Annotated in this window: 21 protein-coding genes; 9 read left to right on the forward strand and 12 right to left on the reverse strand. The window is 72.7% G+C overall.

Translation table 11 applies throughout. From position 1 onward, the window contains the following. Nucleotides 1-63 precede the first annotated feature (63 nt). Entirely contained in the window at nucleotides 64-972 is a 909-nt protein-coding gene (locus AMK21_RS24130; RefSeq protein WP_073881266.1) for a Gfo/Idh/MocA family protein, read from the forward strand. Here the strand turns inward: AMK21_RS24130 and lnt are convergent. The 4 genes from lnt to AMK21_RS24150 form a co-directional block, all read right to left on the reverse strand. Then, entirely contained in the window at nucleotides 893-2,542 is a 1,650-nt protein-coding gene (gene lnt / locus AMK21_RS24135) for an apolipoprotein N-acyltransferase (RefSeq protein ID WP_073881267.1), read from the reverse strand. The genes AMK21_RS24130 and lnt overlap by 80 nt on opposite strands. Nucleotides 2,543-2,665: 123 nt before the next feature. Next, the gene (locus AMK21_RS24140) at nucleotides 2,666-3,145 is read right to left on the reverse strand and encodes a nuclear transport factor 2 family protein (protein WP_073881268.1); all 480 of its coding nucleotides are present in this window, start codon (nucleotides 3,143-3,145) and stop codon (nucleotides 2,666-2,668) included. Nucleotides 3,146-3,217: 72 nt separating this feature from the next. Further along, nucleotides 3,218-4,084 carry a universal stress protein gene (locus AMK21_RS24145; RefSeq protein ID WP_073881269.1) on the reverse strand — a complete coding sequence of 289 codons (867 nt, stop codon included), beginning with the start codon at nucleotides 4,082-4,084 and terminating at the stop codon, nucleotides 3,218-3,220. A gap of 36 nt (nucleotides 4,085-4,120) precedes the next feature. Continuing rightward, entirely contained in the window at nucleotides 4,121-5,143 is a 1,023-nt protein-coding gene (locus AMK21_RS24150) for a ferric reductase-like transmembrane domain-containing protein (RefSeq protein ID WP_073881270.1), read from the reverse strand. A 221-nt stretch (nucleotides 5,144-5,364) separates the two neighbouring features. On the opposite strand from AMK21_RS24150, the gene AMK21_RS24155 reads away from it, so the two are divergent. Both AMK21_RS24155 and AMK21_RS24160 read left to right on the forward strand, forming a co-directional pair. Beyond that, the gene (locus AMK21_RS24155; RefSeq protein WP_199863275.1) at nucleotides 5,365-6,015 is read left to right on the forward strand and encodes a hypothetical protein; all 651 of its coding nucleotides are present in this window, start codon (nucleotides 5,365-5,367) and stop codon (nucleotides 6,013-6,015) included. A gap of 179 nt (nucleotides 6,016-6,194) precedes the next feature. Further along, on the forward strand, nucleotides 6,195-6,854 hold the full coding sequence (locus tag AMK21_RS24160) for a sigma-70 family RNA polymerase sigma factor (protein ID WP_374194562.1): 660 nt from the start codon (nucleotides 6,195-6,197) through the stop codon (nucleotides 6,852-6,854). Here AMK21_RS24160 and AMK21_RS24165 read toward each other — a convergent pair. The 4 genes from AMK21_RS24165 to AMK21_RS24180 are packed head-to-tail and all read right to left on the reverse strand — an operon-like array spanning nucleotide 6,843 to nucleotide 11,122. Then, the gene (locus tag AMK21_RS24165) at nucleotides 6,843-8,063 is read right to left on the reverse strand and encodes an MFS transporter (protein WP_073881271.1); all 1,221 of its coding nucleotides are present in this window, start codon (nucleotides 8,061-8,063) and stop codon (nucleotides 6,843-6,845) included. The genes AMK21_RS24160 and AMK21_RS24165 overlap by 12 nt on opposite strands. A 7-nt stretch (nucleotides 8,064-8,070) precedes the next feature. Continuing rightward, nucleotides 8,071-9,294: an ATP-grasp domain-containing protein gene (locus AMK21_RS24170; RefSeq protein ID WP_073881272.1), complete on the reverse strand. Its 1,224-nt coding sequence runs from the start codon at nucleotides 9,292-9,294 to the stop codon at nucleotides 8,071-8,073. Further along, nucleotides 9,291-10,385 (reverse strand): pyridoxal-phosphate dependent enzyme, encoded by a 1,095-nt coding sequence (locus AMK21_RS24175; RefSeq protein ID WP_073881273.1) that lies wholly within the window; start codon nucleotides 10,383-10,385, stop codon nucleotides 9,291-9,293. Before AMK21_RS24175 ends, AMK21_RS24170 begins: the two co-directional genes overlap by 4 nt. Continuing rightward, entirely contained in the window at nucleotides 10,382-11,122 is a 741-nt protein-coding gene (locus AMK21_RS24180) for a class I SAM-dependent methyltransferase (RefSeq protein ID WP_073881274.1), read from the reverse strand. Before AMK21_RS24180 ends, AMK21_RS24175 begins: the two co-directional genes overlap by 4 nt. A 178-nt stretch (nucleotides 11,123-11,300) precedes the next feature. Between AMK21_RS24180 and AMK21_RS24185 the strand changes: the two genes are divergently transcribed. Next, nucleotides 11,301-11,858 carry an AAA family ATPase gene (locus AMK21_RS24185; protein WP_073881275.1) on the forward strand — a complete coding sequence of 186 codons (558 nt, stop codon included), beginning with the start codon at nucleotides 11,301-11,303 and terminating at the stop codon, nucleotides 11,856-11,858. A 115-nt stretch (nucleotides 11,859-11,973) separates the two neighbouring features. Here the strand turns inward: AMK21_RS24185 and AMK21_RS24190 are convergent, their stop codons facing one another. Then, on the reverse strand, nucleotides 11,974-12,846 hold the full coding sequence (locus tag AMK21_RS24190) for an undecaprenyl-diphosphate phosphatase (protein WP_073881276.1): 873 nt from the start codon (nucleotides 12,844-12,846) through the stop codon (nucleotides 11,974-11,976). A 194-nt stretch (nucleotides 12,847-13,040) separates the two neighbouring features. Next, nucleotides 13,041-13,763 carry a TVP38/TMEM64 family protein gene (locus AMK21_RS24195; RefSeq protein WP_073881277.1) on the reverse strand — a complete coding sequence of 241 codons (723 nt, stop codon included), beginning with the start codon at nucleotides 13,761-13,763 and terminating at the stop codon, nucleotides 13,041-13,043. A gap of 49 nt (nucleotides 13,764-13,812) precedes the next feature. On the opposite strand from AMK21_RS24195, the gene AMK21_RS24200 reads away from it, so the two are divergent. The 4 genes from AMK21_RS24200 (at nucleotide 13,813) to AMK21_RS24210 (ending at nucleotide 16,933) form a co-directional block, all read left to right on the forward strand. After that, on the forward strand, nucleotides 13,813-14,529 hold the full coding sequence (locus AMK21_RS24200) for a DNA alkylation repair protein (protein WP_073881278.1): 717 nt from the start codon (nucleotides 13,813-13,815) through the stop codon (nucleotides 14,527-14,529). A gap of 62 nt (nucleotides 14,530-14,591) precedes the next feature. Continuing rightward, complete coding sequence (locus AMK21_RS35530) at nucleotides 14,592-14,741, forward strand: hypothetical protein (RefSeq protein ID WP_199863276.1); 150 nt, start codon at nucleotides 14,592-14,594, stop codon at nucleotides 14,739-14,741. 96 nt (nucleotides 14,742-14,837) lie between these two features. Then, on the forward strand, nucleotides 14,838-16,013 hold the full coding sequence (gene tuf / locus AMK21_RS24205) for an elongation factor Tu (protein WP_073881279.1): 1,176 nt from the start codon (nucleotides 14,838-14,840) through the stop codon (nucleotides 16,011-16,013). 74 nt (nucleotides 16,014-16,087) lie between these two features. Beyond that, nucleotides 16,088-16,933, forward strand: coding sequence for a spermidine synthase (locus AMK21_RS24210; RefSeq protein ID WP_073881280.1), 846 nt, complete (start codon nucleotides 16,088-16,090; stop codon nucleotides 16,931-16,933). A 75-nt stretch (nucleotides 16,934-17,008) separates the two neighbouring features. Here AMK21_RS24210 and AMK21_RS24215 read toward each other — a convergent pair whose 3' ends face one another. Further along, complete coding sequence (locus tag AMK21_RS24215) at nucleotides 17,009-18,154, reverse strand: hypothetical protein (RefSeq protein WP_073881281.1); 1,146 nt, start codon at nucleotides 18,152-18,154, stop codon at nucleotides 17,009-17,011. 156 nt (nucleotides 18,155-18,310) lie between these two features. On the opposite strand from AMK21_RS24215, the gene AMK21_RS24220 reads away from it, so the two are divergent. After that, nucleotides 18,311-18,748 (forward strand): DUF4442 domain-containing protein, encoded by a 438-nt coding sequence (locus AMK21_RS24220; protein WP_073881282.1) that lies wholly within the window; start codon nucleotides 18,311-18,313, stop codon nucleotides 18,746-18,748. Nucleotides 18,749-18,834: 86 nt separating this feature from the next. Here AMK21_RS24220 and AMK21_RS24225 read toward each other — a convergent pair whose 3' ends face one another. Next, nucleotides 18,835-19,365 (reverse strand): gamma carbonic anhydrase family protein, encoded by a 531-nt coding sequence (locus AMK21_RS24225; protein WP_073881283.1) that lies wholly within the window; start codon nucleotides 19,363-19,365, stop codon nucleotides 18,835-18,837. Nucleotides 19,366-19,514: the final 149 nt, after the last annotated feature.

A 19,514-nucleotide genomic window follows, 5' to 3' on the forward strand; every position in this document is an offset into this window, starting at 1 on the left:
ACCGGAACATCAGCACGGCACGGCGATCCGGACACCGCACGGCACGGCGAGAGGGAGATCCCTGTGAAGGTCGGTTGCATCGGGCTCGGCGACATCGCGCAGAAGGCGTACCTGCCGGTGCTGAGCGCCGTACCGGGGGTCGAGCTGCACCTCCAGACCCGTACGCCCGCCACCCTCGAAGCGGTGGGCGACACGCACCGCATCCCGGCCGGCGCCCGCCACACGACCCTGGACTCGCTGCTCGCCGAAGGGCTCGACGCTGCCTTCGTGCACGCCCCGACCGCCGTGCACCCGGAGATCGTGGGCCGGCTCCTGGCAGCCGGGGTCGCCACCTATGTCGACAAGCCGATCGCCTACGAGTACGCGGAGTCCGAGCGGCTGGTGAACCTCGCGGAGGCCCGGGGTGTCAGCCTCGCCGTCGGCTTCAACCGCCGCTTCGCGCCGAGCTACGCCCAGTGCGCCGAGCACCCGCGCGAGCTGATCCTGATGCAGAAGAACCGCGTCGGACTGCCTGAAAATCCCCGCGCCCTGGTGCTCGACGACTTCATCCACGTCGTCGACACCCTCCGCTTCCTGGCCCCGGGACCCGTCGACCACACCACCGTGCGGGCCAGGATCGTGGACGGACTGATGCACCACGTGGTGCTCCAGCTCTCCGGCGACGGCTTCACCGCGATCGGGATGATGAACCGCCTCAACGGCTCGACCGAGGAGATCCTGGAGGTCTCAGGCCGGGACACCAAGCGCCAGGTCCTCAACCTCGCCGACATCGTCGACCACAAGGGCCAGCCCAGCGTGCGCCGACGCGGCGACTGGGTGCCGGTGGCCCGCCAGCGCGGCATCGAGGGGTGCGTCCGCACGTTCCTGGACGCGGTCCGCGCGGGCAAGGTGCTCAGTGCTCAGGATGCTCTGGCGACCCATGAGCTGTGCGAGCGGATCGTCCGGGAGTCCCTGGAGCAGGCCTCCTCCTGAGCGCCCGCAGCCCCTCGGCGGCGCACTGGGCGGCCATCGCCGCCAGGGCCCCGTACACCGCCCAGTCGCCGAAGCGGCTGTAGAGGGTGGTGCCGTGCGCGAGGGGTACGTCGTACACGGCGGCCGCGCTCTCGTCCGTACCGAGCGGCGTGCCGATCCGCTCCCCGTGCGGCCCGTACACGGCGCTGATCCCGGTGAGCGTCGCGTGCACCACGGGCCGGCCGTTCTCGGCGGCCCGCAGCGCCCCCAGGGACGCGTGCTGGGCCGGTGCCCAGCTCTCCTGGAAGGTGGAGGTGGCGGACTGCGTGACGAGCACCTGGGCGCCGTCCCGGGTCAGCCGGCGGCTCATGTCGGGGAACGCCGACTCGAAGCAGACCAGCGGACCGATCCGCAGCCGCTGGTCGCCGTCGGGCAGCGTCATCACCACCTGGCGCTCGCCCCGCAGCCGGTCCTCGCCCGCCGCCTTGCCCACCGAGGTCGCCCACCCGAGCAGGGAGCGCGCCGGGATGTACTCACCGAACGGCACCAGGCGCATCTTGTCGTACCGGTCCCCGGTCGGCCCGTCAGGACCCACGAGCACCGCCGCCTTGAAGATCCCGCTCCGGCCCGATCCGTTCGTCTGCCGGGCGTCCACGTTGACCAACAGGTCGGCCCCGCTGTCCCGGGAGAGCGCCGCGAGCCGCCGGGCGGTCTCCGGGCCCCGCCAGGCGCCCGCCCCGATGCTGCTCTCGCCCCACACCACGAGGTCGACGTCCCGGCCCGCCACCGTACGGGTCAGCTCCTCGCCCCGGGCCAGGCGCCGCTCGACACTCCCGGGTCCTGAGATGACACCCGGCTGTACGACGGCGATCCTGGCCGTCCCCGTGGTCACCGGCTGTGGGGCCCAGGCCCACACCCCGGTCACGATCAGCGCGCACACGACCAGCAGCCCCCCGCCCGTCGTCCGGGCGCCGGTGCGCGCGACCGTCAGCAGGATGAGCGCGGTGTTGACCGCCACCACCAGTAGGCTCACCAGCCACACCCCGCCCACGGACGCCACCCGCAGTGCCGGAGCGACCTCCCACTGGCTCGCGCCGAGCAGCCCCCAGGGCCCGCCGAGCCCTTCCCAGGAGCGGACCAGCTCGATCACCAGCCACCCCGACGGAACGGCCACCACCGCGGCGGCGGCCCGCAGCACGGAGGGCGCGCCGCCGAGCAGCCGCTGGGCCAGCACACCCCAGGGCGCCCACAGCAGACCGAGCAGCGCGGCCAGCAGCACGATGAAGACGTGCAGGCTCGGCATCAGCCAGTGGTGGACGGCGATGACGAAGCCGGTTCCGCCGATCCAGCCGTCCAGCGCCGCCCGGCGCGTCGTCCCCGCCGAGCGGATCAGCAGCAGCCAGGGGACGAGCGCGCCACAGGCCAGCCACCAGAGCGACGGCGCGGGGAACGCGAGCGCGGGCAGCGCCCCGGCGAGGAGCGCCACGGCCCCCCGGACCCAGCCGGACGCCGGGAGCGACCGACGGGCGGACTTCTCTCCGGCCGGCGGCTGCCCTTCGGACGCCGGAAGCCTTCCGCCCCGCATCCGCATGCCGTGCCCTCCTCGTCCCACGCGGGTGAGCAACCGAGTGATCTGCCAGGTCAGCTCTGTCTACCCAGTGTGGGGGAGGTGATCCCCACGGTACCCAGGACACCCCCGGCCGAGGGGTGCGGCTCAGGCCACTCCCTGCGCCAGGCGCCACTTCTCGTGGACGGCGACCGTACGGATCCGCCAGCCCGGGTCCGTACGGTGCAGCTCGAAGGTGTACCGCCCGCCGGCGACGAAGTCGGGAGCGGTGTCACCGGCCGGATCCGCCCCGCCCTCACGCGCCAGGCGCATCGGGTTGAGGTAGTCGGCCCGTACCTGCGCCCGGTCGCCCGGGTAGCCGCCCAGGTCCTGGAGGTCGATGCGCCGGTTGACGATCAGGTGCTGGCGGATCGCGAAGAGGCGCATCGTTCCGGTGAGCCAGCGCGCGATCTCACCCGCCGGGCCCTCCGCTCCGCCCGCGCCCGTGTAGTCGGCGCGTCCGTCCGGGGTGAACAGCGCTTCGTACGCGGGCCAGTCGCCGTCGTCCACGGTCACGGCGTATCCGGTGATCACATCATCGATGGCGAGCCGGTCCATCACGGTCGCGAGTGCCACACGCTGTGTCATCGGTCAAGTCTCGGTCAAGCCGCCCGCCACGCCAAGGGGCCTGCGCACCCGGGCAGATGACCGCCCGCCCGGTCAGCAGGGCACGACGGCGACCGGGCCCAGTGCGTGCGTGACCGTCGTCTGGGCGACCGGGGAGAGGCCGAGACCGAGCGACTCGCCGCCCTTGCGGCGGCCGATCACGGTCAGGGCGGCCGTGGCGGAGGCCGTCACCAGGGTGCGCGAGGCGGACCCGTTGACCGGCTCCCGTACGACCTCCACCTGCGGGTACCGCTCCTGCCAGCCGGAGGTCACCTCCGCCAGGCTCCGCTGGGCCGAGCCCTGCGCGGTCTCCCGGTCGAAGACCGGTCCGCCCGCGAGCATCGAGGAGAACATCGTCCAGCCGTGCACGATCCGCAGCCGTGCGCCGGGCCGGGCGGCCGCGGTGGCGAAGGCGAACTCCAGGACCGCCTCGCTGCTCTCGTCGGCGGCCACCCCCGCCACGATGTCGGAGTAGGCCTCCTCGCCCTCGGGCCGGTCGTCCTCGTCCGAGCGGCCGTCCTGCACGATGACGACCGGGCAGCTCGCCATCGACGCGGTGGCCAGGCTGTTGGAGCCGATCATCAGCGACCGGAAGCCGCCGAGCCCCCGCGAGCCGACCACGACCATCGACGCGTCCCGGCCGAGCGAGACGAGTGCGGCCGCCGGGAAGTCCAGCGGGGCCAGCGTCGAGGGCCGCGAGGCAGGTGCGACCGACTCGCTCCGGCGTACGGCCTCGGCGAGCAGTTCGTCCGCCTCGCGCAGGCCGGTCTCCTCGTCGACGTTCCGGGTGAGCGGCCTGATATGGACGATCAGCAGCGGCAGGTGGCGCCGCGCGGCCTCCCGCGCGGCCCAGTCCAGCGCCTGCCGGCTGTGGGTGGAACCGTCGACGGCGGCGATCACGGGAAGATCATGAGTGGTCATGGACCCGAGCGTACGGTGTCGGGCAAAACGCGCCGATCAGTCGTGATTGTGGCTGGAGGAGGTGTCGTCCGGCGGCACGGTCCGTCCGCCGTCACTCCCGCTGACCACCACCACGACCAGCGCCACCATGGCCCCGACCACCGCGAGCCGGCCGCCCAGGCGCAGCGCCCAGCCGGTCCGGGAGACGGTGGCACCGGGCGAGAGGGGCAGCTTCTCGGAGCGGCGGGCCGGGCGCAGCAGGCGGACGAGCAGCAGGGCGGCGATCGGCAGCTGGAGCAGCCACACGCTGGTGCGGAACCAGCCGTCGAACCAGACGTTCGTCCCGTACAGCAGGGTGTGCCAGACGCTCAGCACGTAGACCACGATCACGAACCGGTGCAGGACGCGCCAGGTCTTCGGGCCGATGCGGTGGCGTACGTAGAAGAGCAGGCCGAGCGGTATCGCGAGGTACAGCGCCGCCTGGCCGATCGGGATGGCGATCTGTCCGGTCCCCGAGGTGTAGCCGCCCGGGACGAACGTCTCGACGAAGGCGGTGGCCAGTGCGGAGTTCCAGGCATCGGTGGAGTGCCGGAACAACTCGGCGCCGAACAGCAGCGCGTGGGCCGTGATCAGCGCGATGGTGTTGAGGCTGGTGGTGCGGTGCAGGCGCTCCAGGCGGGGGCCCGAGAGCGGCAGGCGGCCCGGGCGCTGCCCGGAGAGCAGGAGGCCGAGGATGACAGTTCCCCACGCCCAGAGCAGCGCGGACCAGCCGAACGCCTGGCTGAGGAAGTACATCCAGAAGCCGCCCGCGTCGGCCATGAACGGCATCACGGAGACCGTGGAGGAGGTCTTGTTGCGGATGCGTATGTAGAGCAGGACGAAGACGGCGCCGGTCACCAGGAGCGCCACGAGCCCGTCGGGCCAGGAGGCGCGCAGATCGGAGCGGAGGGTGGTGCGCTGCGTCGGACGGGGCTGCCGGGGGCCGGGGAGCTGGGTGTCCGGCGTGGCGTCGGTCTCGGTGGGTACGGTGGGGAATTCGGCGGCCGCTGCCGGTTCGGGTGCGGGGGGCTGGTTCGTCATGCGGCCTCTTCGGGGGCGTCGGCTGGCGGGGCGGACGCGTCGGCCCCGGGCCACGAGGCGTGTGCGGACGCGTTGTTGGAGCAGTCGGCGGGGCCGGGGTGAAAGTTCCCCCGAGAGTCGTGTGACGTGAATCACATGCGCGATGCCTGGGACAAACGGGGTGAACTCCCGTTGTTTCCGCATCTGCTGGTCTTCTCCGCGAGGTGGGTGCGGCTGGCACGATGGCCGCCATGGGAGCCGGAACCGCACTCCGCCTCGCCCGCACCGCGCTGTTCGCGGTCGTGTGCGTCGCCGTGTCCGGGCTCGGCCATGCCCTGATGTCGGACAGGCCGCTGCCACTGCCGCCCCTGCTCTCCGTCCTCGTGCCGGTCGCCGCAGCGGGGTGGTTGCTCGCCGGGCGCGACCGGAACGCCCCGGTCACCGTCTCGGCCCATGTGCTGGGCCAGTTGGGGCTGCACGCCTACTTCACCGCCTCCACCGCGGGGGCAGCGCACCACGCGCCCCGGGCGACGCCCCACGCCTCCCACGCGGGCCCGGCCGGGGACGTCTCGCACCGGATGGAGCTGCTGGCGGCCTTCGACGCCTCGGTGTTCACCACCGGCATGGCCGCCTCCCACGCCGTCGCCGGGCTGGTCTGCGGCTGGTGGCTGTGGCGCGGCGAGATGGCTCTCGCCCGGCTGGGCCGCTGCCTGGCCCTCTTCGTACGAACCCCGCTGCGGACGGCCTGGCGCCTCTGGTCGGCGACGCTCCTGGACGGCGTCTCGCCGGTCCGGCCGCGCGCCCACCGCCGGCCGCGCCGCCGCATTCAGGACCTCCTCGCCCGGCACGTCATCTCCCGGCGCGGTCCACCGTTTCCCGTCCCCTCCCTGTGACCTCCAGCCGCCCACCCGGGTCCGTGTGACCCGGTGGCGGTACGGGTGTGCGCTCGCGCCCACACCCATAACAGGCATGCCGGTTCCGCCGGACCCGCCCCCAGGGCCGTCCGCGCGGCCGGCCACGCGGAACCGGGCGATGACCAGGCCACGGCTCCGCCAGGACGCGAAGGACTGCTGTGACCCCTGCTGCCACCCGCTCCCTCCCCGCCCGGCCGCCGGGCACCCCGGCGCCCCGGCCCCGGGTGTACGCCACCCGCCAGAACGACTTACAGATCACCGACTGGGCCCTCGCCGCGGGCGGCGGCGACCGGGAGGCCGCCGACCGCTTCGTCCGGGCGACCTACGAGGACGTCCGCCGGTTCGTCGCCTACCTCAGCGCCGACGTCCCCGGCGCCGACGACCTCGCCCAGGAGACCTACCTGCGGGCGATGAGTGGACTGGCCCGCTTCGCCGGACGCTCCTGCGCCCGCACCTGGCTGCTCTCCATCGCCCGGCGCGTCGTCATCGACCGCCACCGCACCGCCGCCGTACGCCCCCGGACCGCCGACACCGCCGACTGGCAGGGTGCGGCGGAACGCGCCCAGCCGCGCCACCTTCCCGGCTTCGACGAGTCCGTCGCGGTCTTCGACGCCCTCGGCCACCTGGACCCGGCGCGCCGCCAGGCCTTCGTCCTCACCCAGGTGCTCGGGCTCTCCTACGAGGAGGCGGCGGACGCGGCGGGATGCCCCGTCGGTACGGTGCGCTCCCGCGTGGCGCGCGCCCGCCGCGAGCTGGCCGGGCAGTGGCGTACGGAACCGGGGGAGCGGGCGGAGGCGGCCGCCGGTTCAGCCCCGTAGGCCGGAGGCCGCCTCCGCCCGGGGCTCCGACCGGCCCCGGGCGGTACGGCGGCCGCCGTACATCAGCAGCACCGGCAGCAGCAGGCACTGGAGGCAGACCACCACCCAGAACGCCCGCGCCGAACCGGCCGACTCCGCCGCCGAGTACAGCTGACCGCCGACCACCCCGCTGGCGAACGCGCCGATGCCCGCCGCGAGCCGCTGCCGCCCGAACACGGTGGCCGGAGCCGCGGACGAGCGGGCCAGCGCCTCCAGGTCGTTCTTCAGGAAGAGCACGATCTCGCCCAGACAGAGCAGCGCCCCGCCCACCGCGATGCCCGCGTGCCCGCCCCCGGCGATGGCCGCCATGCCCGCCGTCATGGCCCCGAACCCCCACCTCAGCGCAGCCGGGTAGCTCAGCGCGGCGATCCGCTCCGCCAGCAGCGGCTGGGCCACGACGAGGAGGGCCGCGTATCCCATCAGGACCACGCCGTAGAAGCCCGCCGACGTCCGGGGGACCGCGTACAGCGCCAGGTAGTGCTGGAAGAACATGAACGCGTAGACGCTCACCACCGTGACCAGGAACGGCGAAAGCCCGGCCCGTGCGGGACTCCTACCCGGAGCCTCGGCCGTGACCGTCTCCGGGCGGGTCTCCTCGCGCGGCAGGAACGCGTGTCCCACCCCGACCAGCGCGAACAGCCCCGCCACGCACGTGAAGAGCACCCCGGGGGAGCCGAGCACGAGCGGGGCCGCCGCCGGGGGGCCGAGCGCCATCCCCGCGTTGAACGCCGAACTGCTCGCCGACAGCAGCCACGGCCGGTCCTCGTCCGGTGGACCGGCCACCAGATAGGCCTTGTTGGCCGGGAGGTAGAGCGCCGCGCCCGCCGACACCAGCAACAGCGCGCCGATCGCCAGCACCGGGCTGGTCAGCCCCGGTACGAACGCGGCGAATCCGGCCGTCCGCAGCGCCAGCGCCAGCAGCATCGACCGCCGCAGCCCGATCCGCGCGGCGACCGGACCCGCGACCACGCCCCCGGCGAACTGGATCAGCGAGGCCACCGCCAGGACGAAGCCGACCGTGCCGAGCCCGAGACCGAGCCGCTGGTGGAGCAGGACCGACATGTACGGCAGCACGGCGAAGCTGCCCAGCGTGATCAGGAACGAGCCCGCCAGAAGGAACCCTTGTGGAGTCGTGAACCGACCTGATTTCGGGGCCCGTTCATCGCTCACCCCGCCCTCACGGCGTGTCCGCGATCACCGGGCGCACCCGGACCGCCGCGCTCCACGCCCGGTGCTGGGCCAGCTCCGCCGTCGCGGCCTCGGCCAGCACCATGCCGGTGCACCCCCGCTGGTCGGCCACATGGGCCAGGGTCTCGCCGGGTTCGCGTACGGGATACCACTCCACGGCCCCGGGAAAGGCGGCGAGTTCGTCCAGGCCGTGCCAGCCCTTCAGGACCCCGGGCCGGTCCGCGTAGACGAGGACGAAGCCGTACGCGGGCCCCTGCCGGCCGAGCGGGGTGTCCAGCAGTCGGGGGCGGCGGCCGAGCGCCTCGTCCATCATCGCCGTGTACACATTCCTCCCCAGTGCCCGGCAGAGCACCTCGCCGACCAGTGCACCGCCGATCCGCCGGTTGATCTCCACCAACTCCGGTCCTTCGTCCGTCAGGATGAACTCCACATGGGCGAACCCCCCGTGGTGCCCCGCCATTTCGAGCACCCGCCCCACCCACGCCTCGATCGCGTCCCGCTCCCCGGTCGGCAGCGCCACCGGGAAGGCCGCGACCTCCTCCCGTACCACCGCCGACCGGGACGTCTGGCGGCTCAGCACCCCCAGCAGCCGGGTGGTCCCCTCCCAGCTCAGGGTCTCCGCGCTGTACAGCGGACCGGCGAGGAACGCCTCAGCGAACAGCGCCCCCTTCAGCGGCTGTCGCTCCGCCTCCGCCAGCGCCCGGTGCAGCGCCTCCTCGTCGTGTGCGATCCACACGCCCCGCGACGAGGTGCCCGCCGAGTCCTTCAGCACGGCGGGCAGTCCCACCGTACGCAGGACCGCGTCGGCCCCCTCCGGCCCGGGGGGTACGGCCACGGCGGTCGACCGGCTCAGCCCCCGCTCGTGCAGCGCCTCCCGGACCCGGCGCTTGTCCCGCAGCAGCCGGACTGCCTCCGGGTCCGGGCCCGGGAGCCCCAACTCGGCGGCCAGTTCGGCGGCCGGCAAGCTCCAGGTATCCGTCGTATTGATCAGCCCGGCCAGGGAAGGGAGAGCGGCCAGCGCGCGGCGGACCGCTTCCGGGTCGTCGGTGTCGACGTCGACGACGTCCAGCGCATCGGCGGGCAGGGTGGTCAGCTCGTGCCGGTACACCGAGCGGTCACCGGTGAGCAGGCACAGCCGGTGCCCGGCCTCCGCGGCGGCTTCGGCCATCCTGCCGAGCCCGAAGGACAGGGACTCCAGAGCGGCGATCGTCACGGCTGCATCTCCACGGTCGGCACGGGGGCGGCGGTGCCGCCCTGTTCGGGCAGGCGGGCGGCTTCGGGCGCGGCGCGCCGGCCCCACTCCATCACCGACCACGGCGGTCGCAGGGCGTCCAGCGACGCGATCGGGCGCGGTCGCAGTCCGGCCGGGTCCAGCGCCTCGGCGTGCCGGGTGAACACCCGCTCGGCGTAGCGGTGTCCGGTGTCGGCGCCCAGTACTAGGTGCAGCCGGCCCGGGTCGCGCGTGGCCTCCCAGGAGGCCGCCAGGTGCGCCGCTCCGGTGGAGAGCCCGGCGAACACCGCGTGCCGGCGCAGCAGTCCGACCGCTCCGGCCATCGCGTGGCGGAAGTCCAGCCAGTGCACGGTGTCGTACAGCTCGTGGTGGACGTTCCCGAAGGGGATGGAGCTGCCGATGCCCGCGATGATCGCCTCCGGGTCGCTGAACTGCTCGCTGGCGAAGGTGACGCTGCCGAACGGCTGGATCCCCACCAGCCGCACCGTCCGCCCCGACTCCCTCAGCGCGCGGGCCAGGCCACCGGTCGACGCACCCGTGCCGACCGCGCCCACCACGGTCAGCGGACCCTCGGGCAGGGAGGCGTCGAGGAGTTCGGCGAACTCCCGGTACCCCTCGTGATGCACGGCGTCGTGGTACTGCCGCATCCAATGGAAGTCCGGCCGTTCGGACAGGAGTTGTCGCACATGCCGTACGCGCAGCTCCTGGTCCAGGCGCAGGCTCTGCGACGGCGGCATCCTGTCCACGGTCGCGCCGAGGATCTCCAACTGGGCGAGCATCGTCGCGTCGACGGTGGTGGACGCCACGATGTGGCAGCGCAGCCCGTACCGGTGACAGGCCATGGCCAGCGCCACCGCGTAGATGCCGCTGGAACTGTCGACCAGCGTCTGCCCGGGCACCACCCGGCCCCGCCGCAGCAGCGAACGGACCGCGCCGAGCGCCGCGTACACCTTCATCGTCTCGAACCGCGCGAGCACCACGTCACCGTCCAGCCGGATCAGGTCCGGGGCCTTCACGGCGTCGGTGATGTGCTCGTGCACGGTCGCGGCCGACTGCCGCGCCCCGGACCTCACTTGCGCCGCCCGCGGACGATGAGCCGGTCGGAGCGCTGGTCGTACCCCGAACCGTCGAAGCCGCCGAAGCACTCCACGTCGGTGAAGCCCGCCTCCTCGAAGAGGGCGTGCAACTCGGCGGCGGAGTAGAGCCAGGAGTGGATGGAGGCGGTACGGGCCGAACTCCCGCGCACCAGCGTCCAGTCGGTGCGCAGCCGCCGCCAGCTGTCGAGGACGGTGTCGCGCTGGACGACGTACGCACCGTCCGGCAGGTCCACCACCTTCGGCCGCCCGATCCAACCCGCCAGCACCTCCTTGCCCATCACGTCGACCAGCAGCTGACCACCCGGCGCGAGGCTCTCGTGGGCGTTGCGGAGCACCTGGAGGTTGTCCTCGGCGTCCTCGAAGTAGCCGAACGAGGTGAAGACGTTCAGCACGACGTCGAAGGCGCCGGGCTCCGCGTACGTGAGCATGTCGGCCCGCTCCAGGCGGACATCCACCCCCGCCGCGTCGCACATGCTCCGGGCCCGCTCCAGCATCGAGGGCGAGAGGTCGACGCCCGCCACCGCGTACCCGCGGGCCGCCAGCGGCACCACGAAGAGACCCGGTCCGCAGCACAGGTCCAGCACCCGTGAACCGGGTGGGAAGTCGAGCAGGGGCGAGGAGGCGACGAGGGCGGCGGCGGACTCGGCCCGGGCGGGCGGGAACATCGTCGAGGCGAAATCGGACCAGAGCGCGTCGTCCTCGTACCAGTGCATGCCTCTCGGCCTCCTTCCGGCCCTCGTGGGGCCGTCGTGCCGCCGCAGCGGTTCGCCGGGCTCGTCCTCCAGTAGTCGGCGGCCCGGCCGGGGAAGTTCCCGCCGCCGCCCCCGGTGAGGTGCCCTACGATCACCGGCACGGGCGGTCCGGACCGCCCGGGAGCGGAGCGGGGACGCGATGGCCTGGACCGAGGTGCCGGTGGACACCGAACCGGCGGCGGGAGCCGTCCTGCTGAGCGGTATCCCGGGCAGCGGCAAGTCCACGGTGGCCGCCGCGCTCGCCGCCCGGTTCGCCGCCTCGGCCCACATCGAGGTGGACGCCCTTCAGGAGCTCATCGTCACGGGCGGGCGGTGGCCCTCCCCGGAGCGGGACGAGGAGGCGGACCGGCAGATCTTCCTGCGGGCCCGAAACGCCTGCCTGCTGGCGGACAGCTTCGTCAGCGCCGGGTTCGTACCGGTCATCGACGACGTGGTCGTACGCCGGGCCCACCTCGACTTCTACCGGCGGCAGATCGCCGTCGGACCGCTGCACTGGGTGGTGCTCGCCCCGGGTGCCGCGAAGGCGGGGGAGCGCAACCTCGCCCGGGACAAGACGCTCACGACGGACTGGTCGTTCCTGGACACGGCGATGCGCGCCGAACTGGCCGGCGAGGGCGTCTGGATCGACAACGCGGAGCTGACGGTGGAGGAGACGGTGGACGCGGTCCTCGCGGCGACGGGGCTCACGGACCGCTGAACCGGCGTTGTCGGACCCCCGCTCTACGGTGGTGACATCTATCCGCGCTGCTGGCTGCTGCGCTGCTGGATGCGCCCCGCCCGGCTGCTCCCGGGCGGGGCGACCCATCGCTGTGTCAGCCGGCCGACTCACCCGCGTGCGGACTCAGCACACCGGCCGATACGAGGATGAAGATGAGGATGCCGAGGGCCACCCGGTAGATGACGAACGGCATGAAGCTCTTGGTCGTGATGAACTTCATGAACCATGCGATGACGGCGTATCCGACGAAGAACGCCACGACGGTCGCGAAGATCGTCGGCCCCCAGGAGACGTGGCCCTCGCCCACGTCCTTCAGCTCGTACGCGCCCGACGCGAGCACCGCGGGGATGGCCAGCAGGAACGAGTAGCGGGCGGCGGACTCGCGGGTGTATCCCATCAGCAGACCACCGCTGATGGTCGCGCCGGAGCGCGAGACACCGGGGATCAGCGCCATCGCCTGGCAGAAGCCGTAGATCAGGCCGTCCCGGACGCCCAGGTCCTTGAGTGTCTTGCGCTCCTTCACCGCGCGGTGCTTGCCGCCCACCTCGTCGCGCGCGGCCAGCCGGTCCGCGATGCCGAGGACGACGCCCATGACGATGAGTGTCGTCGCGATCAGCCGCAGGTCGCGGAACGGGCCATCGATCTGGTCCTTGAGCGTGATGCCCAGCACCCCGATGGGGATCGACCCCACGATGACCAGCCATCCCATCTGGGCGTCGTGGTCGCCGCGCATCTCCTTGTCCGTCAGCGAGCGGAACCAGGCCGACACGATCCGTGCGATGTCCTTGCGGAAGTAGATCAGCACCGCCGCCTCCGTGCCGATCTGGCTGATGGCGGTGAAGGCGGCCCCCGGGTCGTGCCAGCCGGCGAACGCGGCGGTCAGCCGCAGATGGGCGCTGGAGGAGATCGGCAGGAACTCGGTCAGTCCCTGAACGAGTCCCAAAACGAATGATTCGAACCAGCTCATGGGGCTTTGGCCATCCCGGAAATGATCGTGCATCGGCCAGGGACGACTGGGCCCGTCGGCAGAGTGCGGCGTACGGAGTGCGGCTTGCGGTCGAGGACATCGAGGGCATCAAGGATGTCGAGGTCGCGGGCAGCGTATCCCCTGAAAGTGAACGCCAGGCTGACCGCACGGGTCATCCACGTGCCGTCGTCCGCTCAGATGTCCGGCGTGTCCCGGCCGAGCCGGTGGCGCTTGCGCCAGGCCACCAGCGCGCCGCCGAGACCGGACGCCACGATGAACCCCGTCGCCGCCAGGAACAGGGGCGAGGTCGGCGAGGCCGCCTCGCTGCCCGCTATGACGTACGCCGCCGTGTTGGGGATGGAGCCGAGTCCGGTGGCCAGGAGGAAGGGCGGGTAGCCCATGCGGGAGGTCGCCGCGCAGTAGTTGGCGGCGGCGAACGGGATTCCGGGGAAGAGCCGGAGCGCCAGCACCGAGCGGAAGCCGTGCCGGCTCAGCACCCCGTCGGCGGCGGTGAGCACCTTCCCGCGCAACAGCGTGCGCAGCGCGTCCTGGCCCAGCACCCGGCCCAGCATGAACGAGACGCCCGCGCCGAGCACCGTACCCGCCAGGGCCGCCGCCAGACCCGTCTGCGTACCGAAGAGCGCCCCCGCCGCGAGGTTGAGGAGCGGGCGCGGCACGAACGCCACGGTCAGCGCCCCGTACGCGAGCCCGAACAGCATCGCCGCACCGCCGCCGGTCAGCTGCTCCGGCCAGCCCGACGCCAGCAGCCGCTGTGGGTCGAACAGCAGCATCGTCGACGCGGCGCCCAGCAGCACCGCGACGAGCAGCGAGAACCGGGACCAGGGGGAGAGCAGCCCCTTCGAACGACGAAGGGCCGTGGCGCCGGCGGGCCGGGCGGTGGGGACGGGGTCGAACATTCGGGGAGAGTAACCGAAAACGGTGTCTGATCGCCGTAATGTGCGTCGCGTGGACCCAGCCGCAGCCCCTGCCCCCGCCGTACCGGACAGCCCGCTCGCCGACACCGTCCTCGCCCGGCTGACCGAGCTGTACGCCCCGGCCGCCGACCCCGTACGGGCCGAGGGCGCCGCCGCCTACATGAAGCACATCGCCCCGTTCCTCGGCATCCCCACCCCGCGGCGCCGGGCCCTGTCGAAGGCGGTGCTGGCAGGTACCGGGCGGCCGGACGAGCGGGACTGCACGGCCATCGCGCTGCGCTGCTGGGAGCTGCCCGAGCGCGAGTACCAGTACTTCGCCGTCGACTACCTCCGCCGGTACGTGACCTCCTGCTCCTCCGGCTTCCTGCCCGTCCTGCACCACCTGGTGACCACCACTCCCTGGTGGGACACGGTCGATCTGCTCGCCGCGCATGTCGCCGGGCCGTTGGTCGCCGCCGATCCGGCGCTCGCCCGTGCGATGGACCGGTGGATCGACGACGAGAACCTGTGGGTCGCGCGGACCGCCCTGCTGCACCAGCTCCGCCACAAGGACGCCACCGACGCCGACCGGCTCTTCGGCTACTGCCTGCGCCGCGCGGACCACCCGGACTTCTTCATCCGCAAGGCGATCGGCTGGGCGCTGCGGGAGTACGCCAAGACCGACCCCACCGCCGTACGCGACTTCGTCGAGGGTGCCCGGGACCGGTTGTCACCGCTGTCGGTGCGCGAGGCGCTCAAGAACCTCTGAGGCGCCGGGAAGCCACGGGAAAACCATTCGACGCGGCGGTCCCGCCCGGACATGATCAGGGCATGTTCCGGTACGCCTTCCTCGCAGCACGGCCCGCAGTCGCGGCCGCGCCGAAGGCTGCCGTGAACGAGGCGGTCGCCCCGGCCGCAGCAGCAGTCCTCGCAGCAGCGTTCACCGCTGCCGCAGCGCCCATCGGCGGCGCCCGAAGCTGACCCTCCCCCGACAGTCCGGCGGACCCCGCAAGGGGAGGGTCGGCGGGTCCCTGGGGTCTTCTCCTTCTCAGCTGCGAGTTCTCAAAGGAACGAGCCATGTCCAAGACGGCTTACGTGCGCACCAAGCCGCACCTCAACATCGGCACCATGGGCCACGTCGACCACGGCAAGACCACCCTCACCGCCGCCATCACCAAGGTCCTCAGCGAGCGCGGCTCCAGCTCCACCTCCTACGTGTCGTTCGACCGGATCGACCGGGCCCCGGAGGAGGCCCAGCGCGGCATCACCATCAACATCGCGCACGTCGAGTACGAGACCGACACCCGCCACTACGCGCACGTCGACATGCCGGGTCACGCCGACTACATCAAGAACATGGTCACCGGGGCGGCGCAGCTCGACGGGGCGATCCTCGTCGTCTCCGCGCTCGACGGGATCATGCCGCAGACCGCCGAGCACGTCCTGCTGGCCCGTCAAGCCGGCGTCGACCACATCGTCGTCGCCCTCAACAAGGCCGACGCGGGCGACCCCGAGCTGACCGACCTGGTCGAGCTGGAGGTCCGCGAGCTGCTCTCCGCGCACGGGTACGGCGGCGACACCGTCCCCGTGGTCCGGGTCTCCGGGCTCAGGGCGCTGGAGGGCGACCCGCGCTGGACGGCGGCGATCGAAGGGCTGCTGGACGCCGTCGACACGTACGTACCTATACCGGTGCGCTACACCGACGCGCCGTTCCTGCTCTCCGTGGAGAACGTCCTGACCATCACCGGTCGGGGCACGGTCGTCACCGGCGCGGTCGAGCGCGGCACCGTCCGCGTCGGGGAACGGGTCGCGGTGCTGGGCGCGGACACCGAGACGGTCGTCACCGGCCTGGAGACCTTCGGCAAGCCGATGGAGTCCGCCGAGGCCGGGGACAACGTGGCGCTGCTGCTGCGCGGGGTGGAGCGCGACCGGGTCCGCCGCGGCCATGTCGTGGCCGCGCCCGGCAGCGTGGTGCCCAGCCGCCGCTTCACCGCGCAGGTGTACGTCCTGTCGACGAAGGAGGGCGGCCGGTCGACCCCGGTCACCACCGGCTACCGGCCGCAGTTCTACATCCGTACGGCGGACGTCGTCGGCGACGTCGACCTCGGCGGGACGGCGGTCGCGCGCCCGGGCGACACGGTCACGATGACCGTGGAGCTGGGCCGTGACGTCCCGCTGGAGTCCGGTCTCGGCTTCGCGATCCGCGAGGGCGGCCGCACGGTCGGCGCGGGCACGGTCACCGGCCTGCTCTGAGAGGGCTCCCGCTGCCCGTCACCCCTGGGCCCCAGGGGTGACGGGCAGCGGCGTGCGGGGGCGACAATGGAGGGGTGAACGAGCCGATACCCGTCATCCGCGACGTCGACTGCGGCACCGCCCGGCTGCTGCCCGACGTGGACCGCGACCGGGCCTGGCTGCTCACGGTCGACGAGGCGCCCCAGTCCTACGTGGACCTGGACGACCCGTCGTACCTGGAATTCGAGTACGTACGGCGCCTCGCGCATGTCCTGGACTGCGCGGCACCCGAGGACGCCCCGCTGGACGTCCTGCACCTCGGCGGCGGGGCGCTGACCCTGCCCCGGTATGTCGCGGCGACCCGCCCCGGCTCGCGGCAGGACGTCGCCGAGGCGGACCGGGAGCTGCTGCGGATGGTGCGGGAACACCTGCCGCTGCCCGACGGGAGCGGCATCTGCGTGCACGCCGCCGACGCCCGGGCCCGGCTGGAGGCGGCACCGCCCGGCTCCGCCGATGTGATCGTCGCGGACGTCTTCGGCGGCTCCCGGGTCCCGGCCCACCTCACATCGGTGGAGTACGCGAGGGCCGCCGGGCGGGTGCTGCGGCCGGACGGGATCTACGCCGCCAACCTGGCGGACAGCGCGCCGTTCGCGTTCCTCCGGTCCCAACTCGCCAACTTCGCTGCGGTCTTCGCCGAGCTCGCGCTGATCGGAGAACCGGCGGTACTGCGCGGGCGGCGTTTCGGCAACGTGGTGCTGCTCGCCTCGCACGCCCCGATCGACACGGCGCCGCTCACCCGCCGCTGTGCCGCCGACGCCTTTCCGGCCAGGGTCACCGACGGGGCGGCGCTGGTCCGGCTCATCGGCGGGGCCCGCCCGGTGGCGGACGTGGACGCCGTCGCCTCGCCGGAGCCGCCGGACGGCGCCTTCGGCATCGGCTGAGCAGTACGGCGCCCTCCGGCCCGGGGGACAGCGTTCCCGGGCCGGAGGGCGGGCGTCAGCCGTGTGTCAGCCGTGTCAGCCGGTCGGCTTGTCGGCGGAGAGGCGGACCGTGCTCAGGATCTGCTGGATGGTGGTGTCCGGCAGCTCGCCCTCGACGCCCTTGGGGCCGTAGAGGATCCAGGTCGAGAACTCGTCGTTCCCGTTCTTGAACGAGAAGGCGATCGACTTTCCGTCGGTGTCGCACTTCTCCTTCTTGGCCAGACCCGTCGCCGTGGCGGTCACGACGCTGCCGGAGAGACCCGACTTCGTGGTGAACGGCTTGGCCGGGGCGATCTCGACCTTGTCCTTCGAGTCGGTCTGGGCGTACGCCGCCCACACCCAGGTGCCCGCCTCGGCACGCGCTGCCTCGTCGGAGTTCTTCGCCCCGCGGGCGCCCTTCGTCCCGACGCCGGCCAGCTCGGTCTCCTCCTCGCGGCCGTCCTTGTCGGAGTCGTCGACGCACCACTTGCTCTTGTAGTAGGCGGGTGCCGAGAAACCGGCGACGGGCTTGCCCGTGGGCTCCTTGGCGTCCTCGAAGCCGGCGAACACACCCGAGCTGGAGACCTCCCAGTCACCGGGCACGTCGAACTGCGTGCCCCACTTCGGGTTGGTGACGACCTTCCAGCCCGGGATGAGGGGCTTGGGGTCGCTCTCGGAGCCGCGCGGGTTCTCCACCGGTGCGGAGCTGGCGTCCTCCGACGCGCTCGGCTTCGCGCTCGGCGAGGCGGACTTCTTGCCGCCGGCGACAGTAGAGCCGCCTTCGTCGTCCTTGTTGTTCAGCACGATGACGCCGGTGACGACGGCGGCCACGACGACGGCGGTCGCCGCGACGATGGCGACGACGGTCGTCTTCTTCTTGCCGTCGTCCGGCTTGGGCCCGCCGGGCGGGCCCGGCACCGCGTACTGCGGGACGGTCGGCTGCTGGTAGGGATTGGGCTGTCCGTAGCCCGGCTGCCCGTACCCGGGCTGCTGCCCGTAACCCGGCTGGCCCGGCTGCGCCGGCTGACCGGGCTGCCCCGGTGGGTGTCCGGGCGCACCGGACTGCCCCGGCTGCTGGCCCTGCTGCGGATATCCCGGCTGCTGATAGGGATTCGGCTGCTGGTACCCCGGCTGCTGGTACGGGTTCTGATTCGGGTCCTGCGGGTTCTGCTCGCCCCCGGGCGGCTGCTGTCCTGGCCACATGGCCAGTAACCATAGATGGGTGGCGTGGCCACTGCTACGGCCGCCCCTGTCCCAGTGCTGTCCCGGTGCCGTAACAGGGGGATGCCCGAACCGGGCACAGGGGATGGTCAAACCTGGCTACTCATGAGTAACCTTCGGTCCATGAGCGCTGAACAGATGACCGTGGGCGAGATGCTCGTCGCGACGGTTCCGATGGCCCGGACCCTCAACCTCGAATTCCTGGAGACGACCCCCGAGCGCGCCGTCGTCCGGCTGCCGGACCAGGCGGAGTACCACAACCACGTCGGTGGGCCGCACGCCGGAGCGATGTTCACGCTCGCCGAGTCCGCCAGCGGCGCCATCGTCATCGCCGCCTTCGGCGACCAGATGTCCCGAGCCGTACCGCTCGCCGTCAAGGCCGAGATCGGCTACAAGAAGCTCGCCATGGGCGAGGTCACCGCGACCGCGACACTCGGCCGCCCGATCACCGACGTCGTGGCCCAGCTGGACGCGGGGGAGCGCCCCGAGTTCCCGGTCGCCATCGAGATCCGACGTGCGGACGGAGCGGTCACCGGCGAGATGACCGTCGTGTGGACCCTGCGCCCCAACGACTGACGCCCACGGGCGCATGTTCCCGGGGCCGCCGCCCCTCCGGTCGGGGAGGGCGCGGCGGCTTCGGTGTGCACGCCTTCGGGTGGGCCTCAGCCGTCGTGCGCCGCGCGGTGGGCCTTGGCCAGCTCCACGTAACCGGCGGCGTTGAACCGGATGCCCTCCAGTTCCTCCGCCGTCAGCGGCCGCTTCACCTTGGCGGGCACGCCCGCGACCAGCGACCCCGGCGGGACCTGCATCCCCTGCGGTACGAGCGCCTGCGCCGCGACCAGGGACCCGGCGCCGATATGCGCGCCGTTGAGCACCGTGGCGCCCATCCCCACCAGGACGTCGTCCTCGATGACGCAGCCGTGCAGGACCGCGTTGTGGCCGACCGAGACGCGCGCGCCCACGGTCAGCGGGAAGCCCGGGTCGGTGTGCACGCTGCAGTTGTCCTGGATGTTGCTGTCGGGGCCGAGCGTGATCGGGCCGCAGTCGGCGCGCAGCACCGCCTGGTACCAGACGCTGGAACCGGCGGCCAGCGTCACCTCCCCGATCACCACGGAGGTCGGGGCCACGAATGCTTCCGCGTCGATGTCCGGCTCCTTGCCGCCCATCCCCGTGATCAACGCCTGTTCCGCCATGGCCTGCTCCTCGGTGGTCCGGTGTGCTGCTCGTGGGGCCTTCGATCGGGATCGGGCCGCTTCACACGGTAGGCGACCGCTCCCCGCGCGCGCCGGGGGATGGGGTGAACATCACAGGTCACCGCGCGGGTCGCCGCCCCACCGCCGAC

Origin of the sequence: Streptomyces sp. CB00316 (assembly GCF_001905595.1) — a bacterium.
GTDB lineage: Bacteria > Actinomycetota > Actinomycetes > Streptomycetales > Streptomycetaceae > Streptomyces.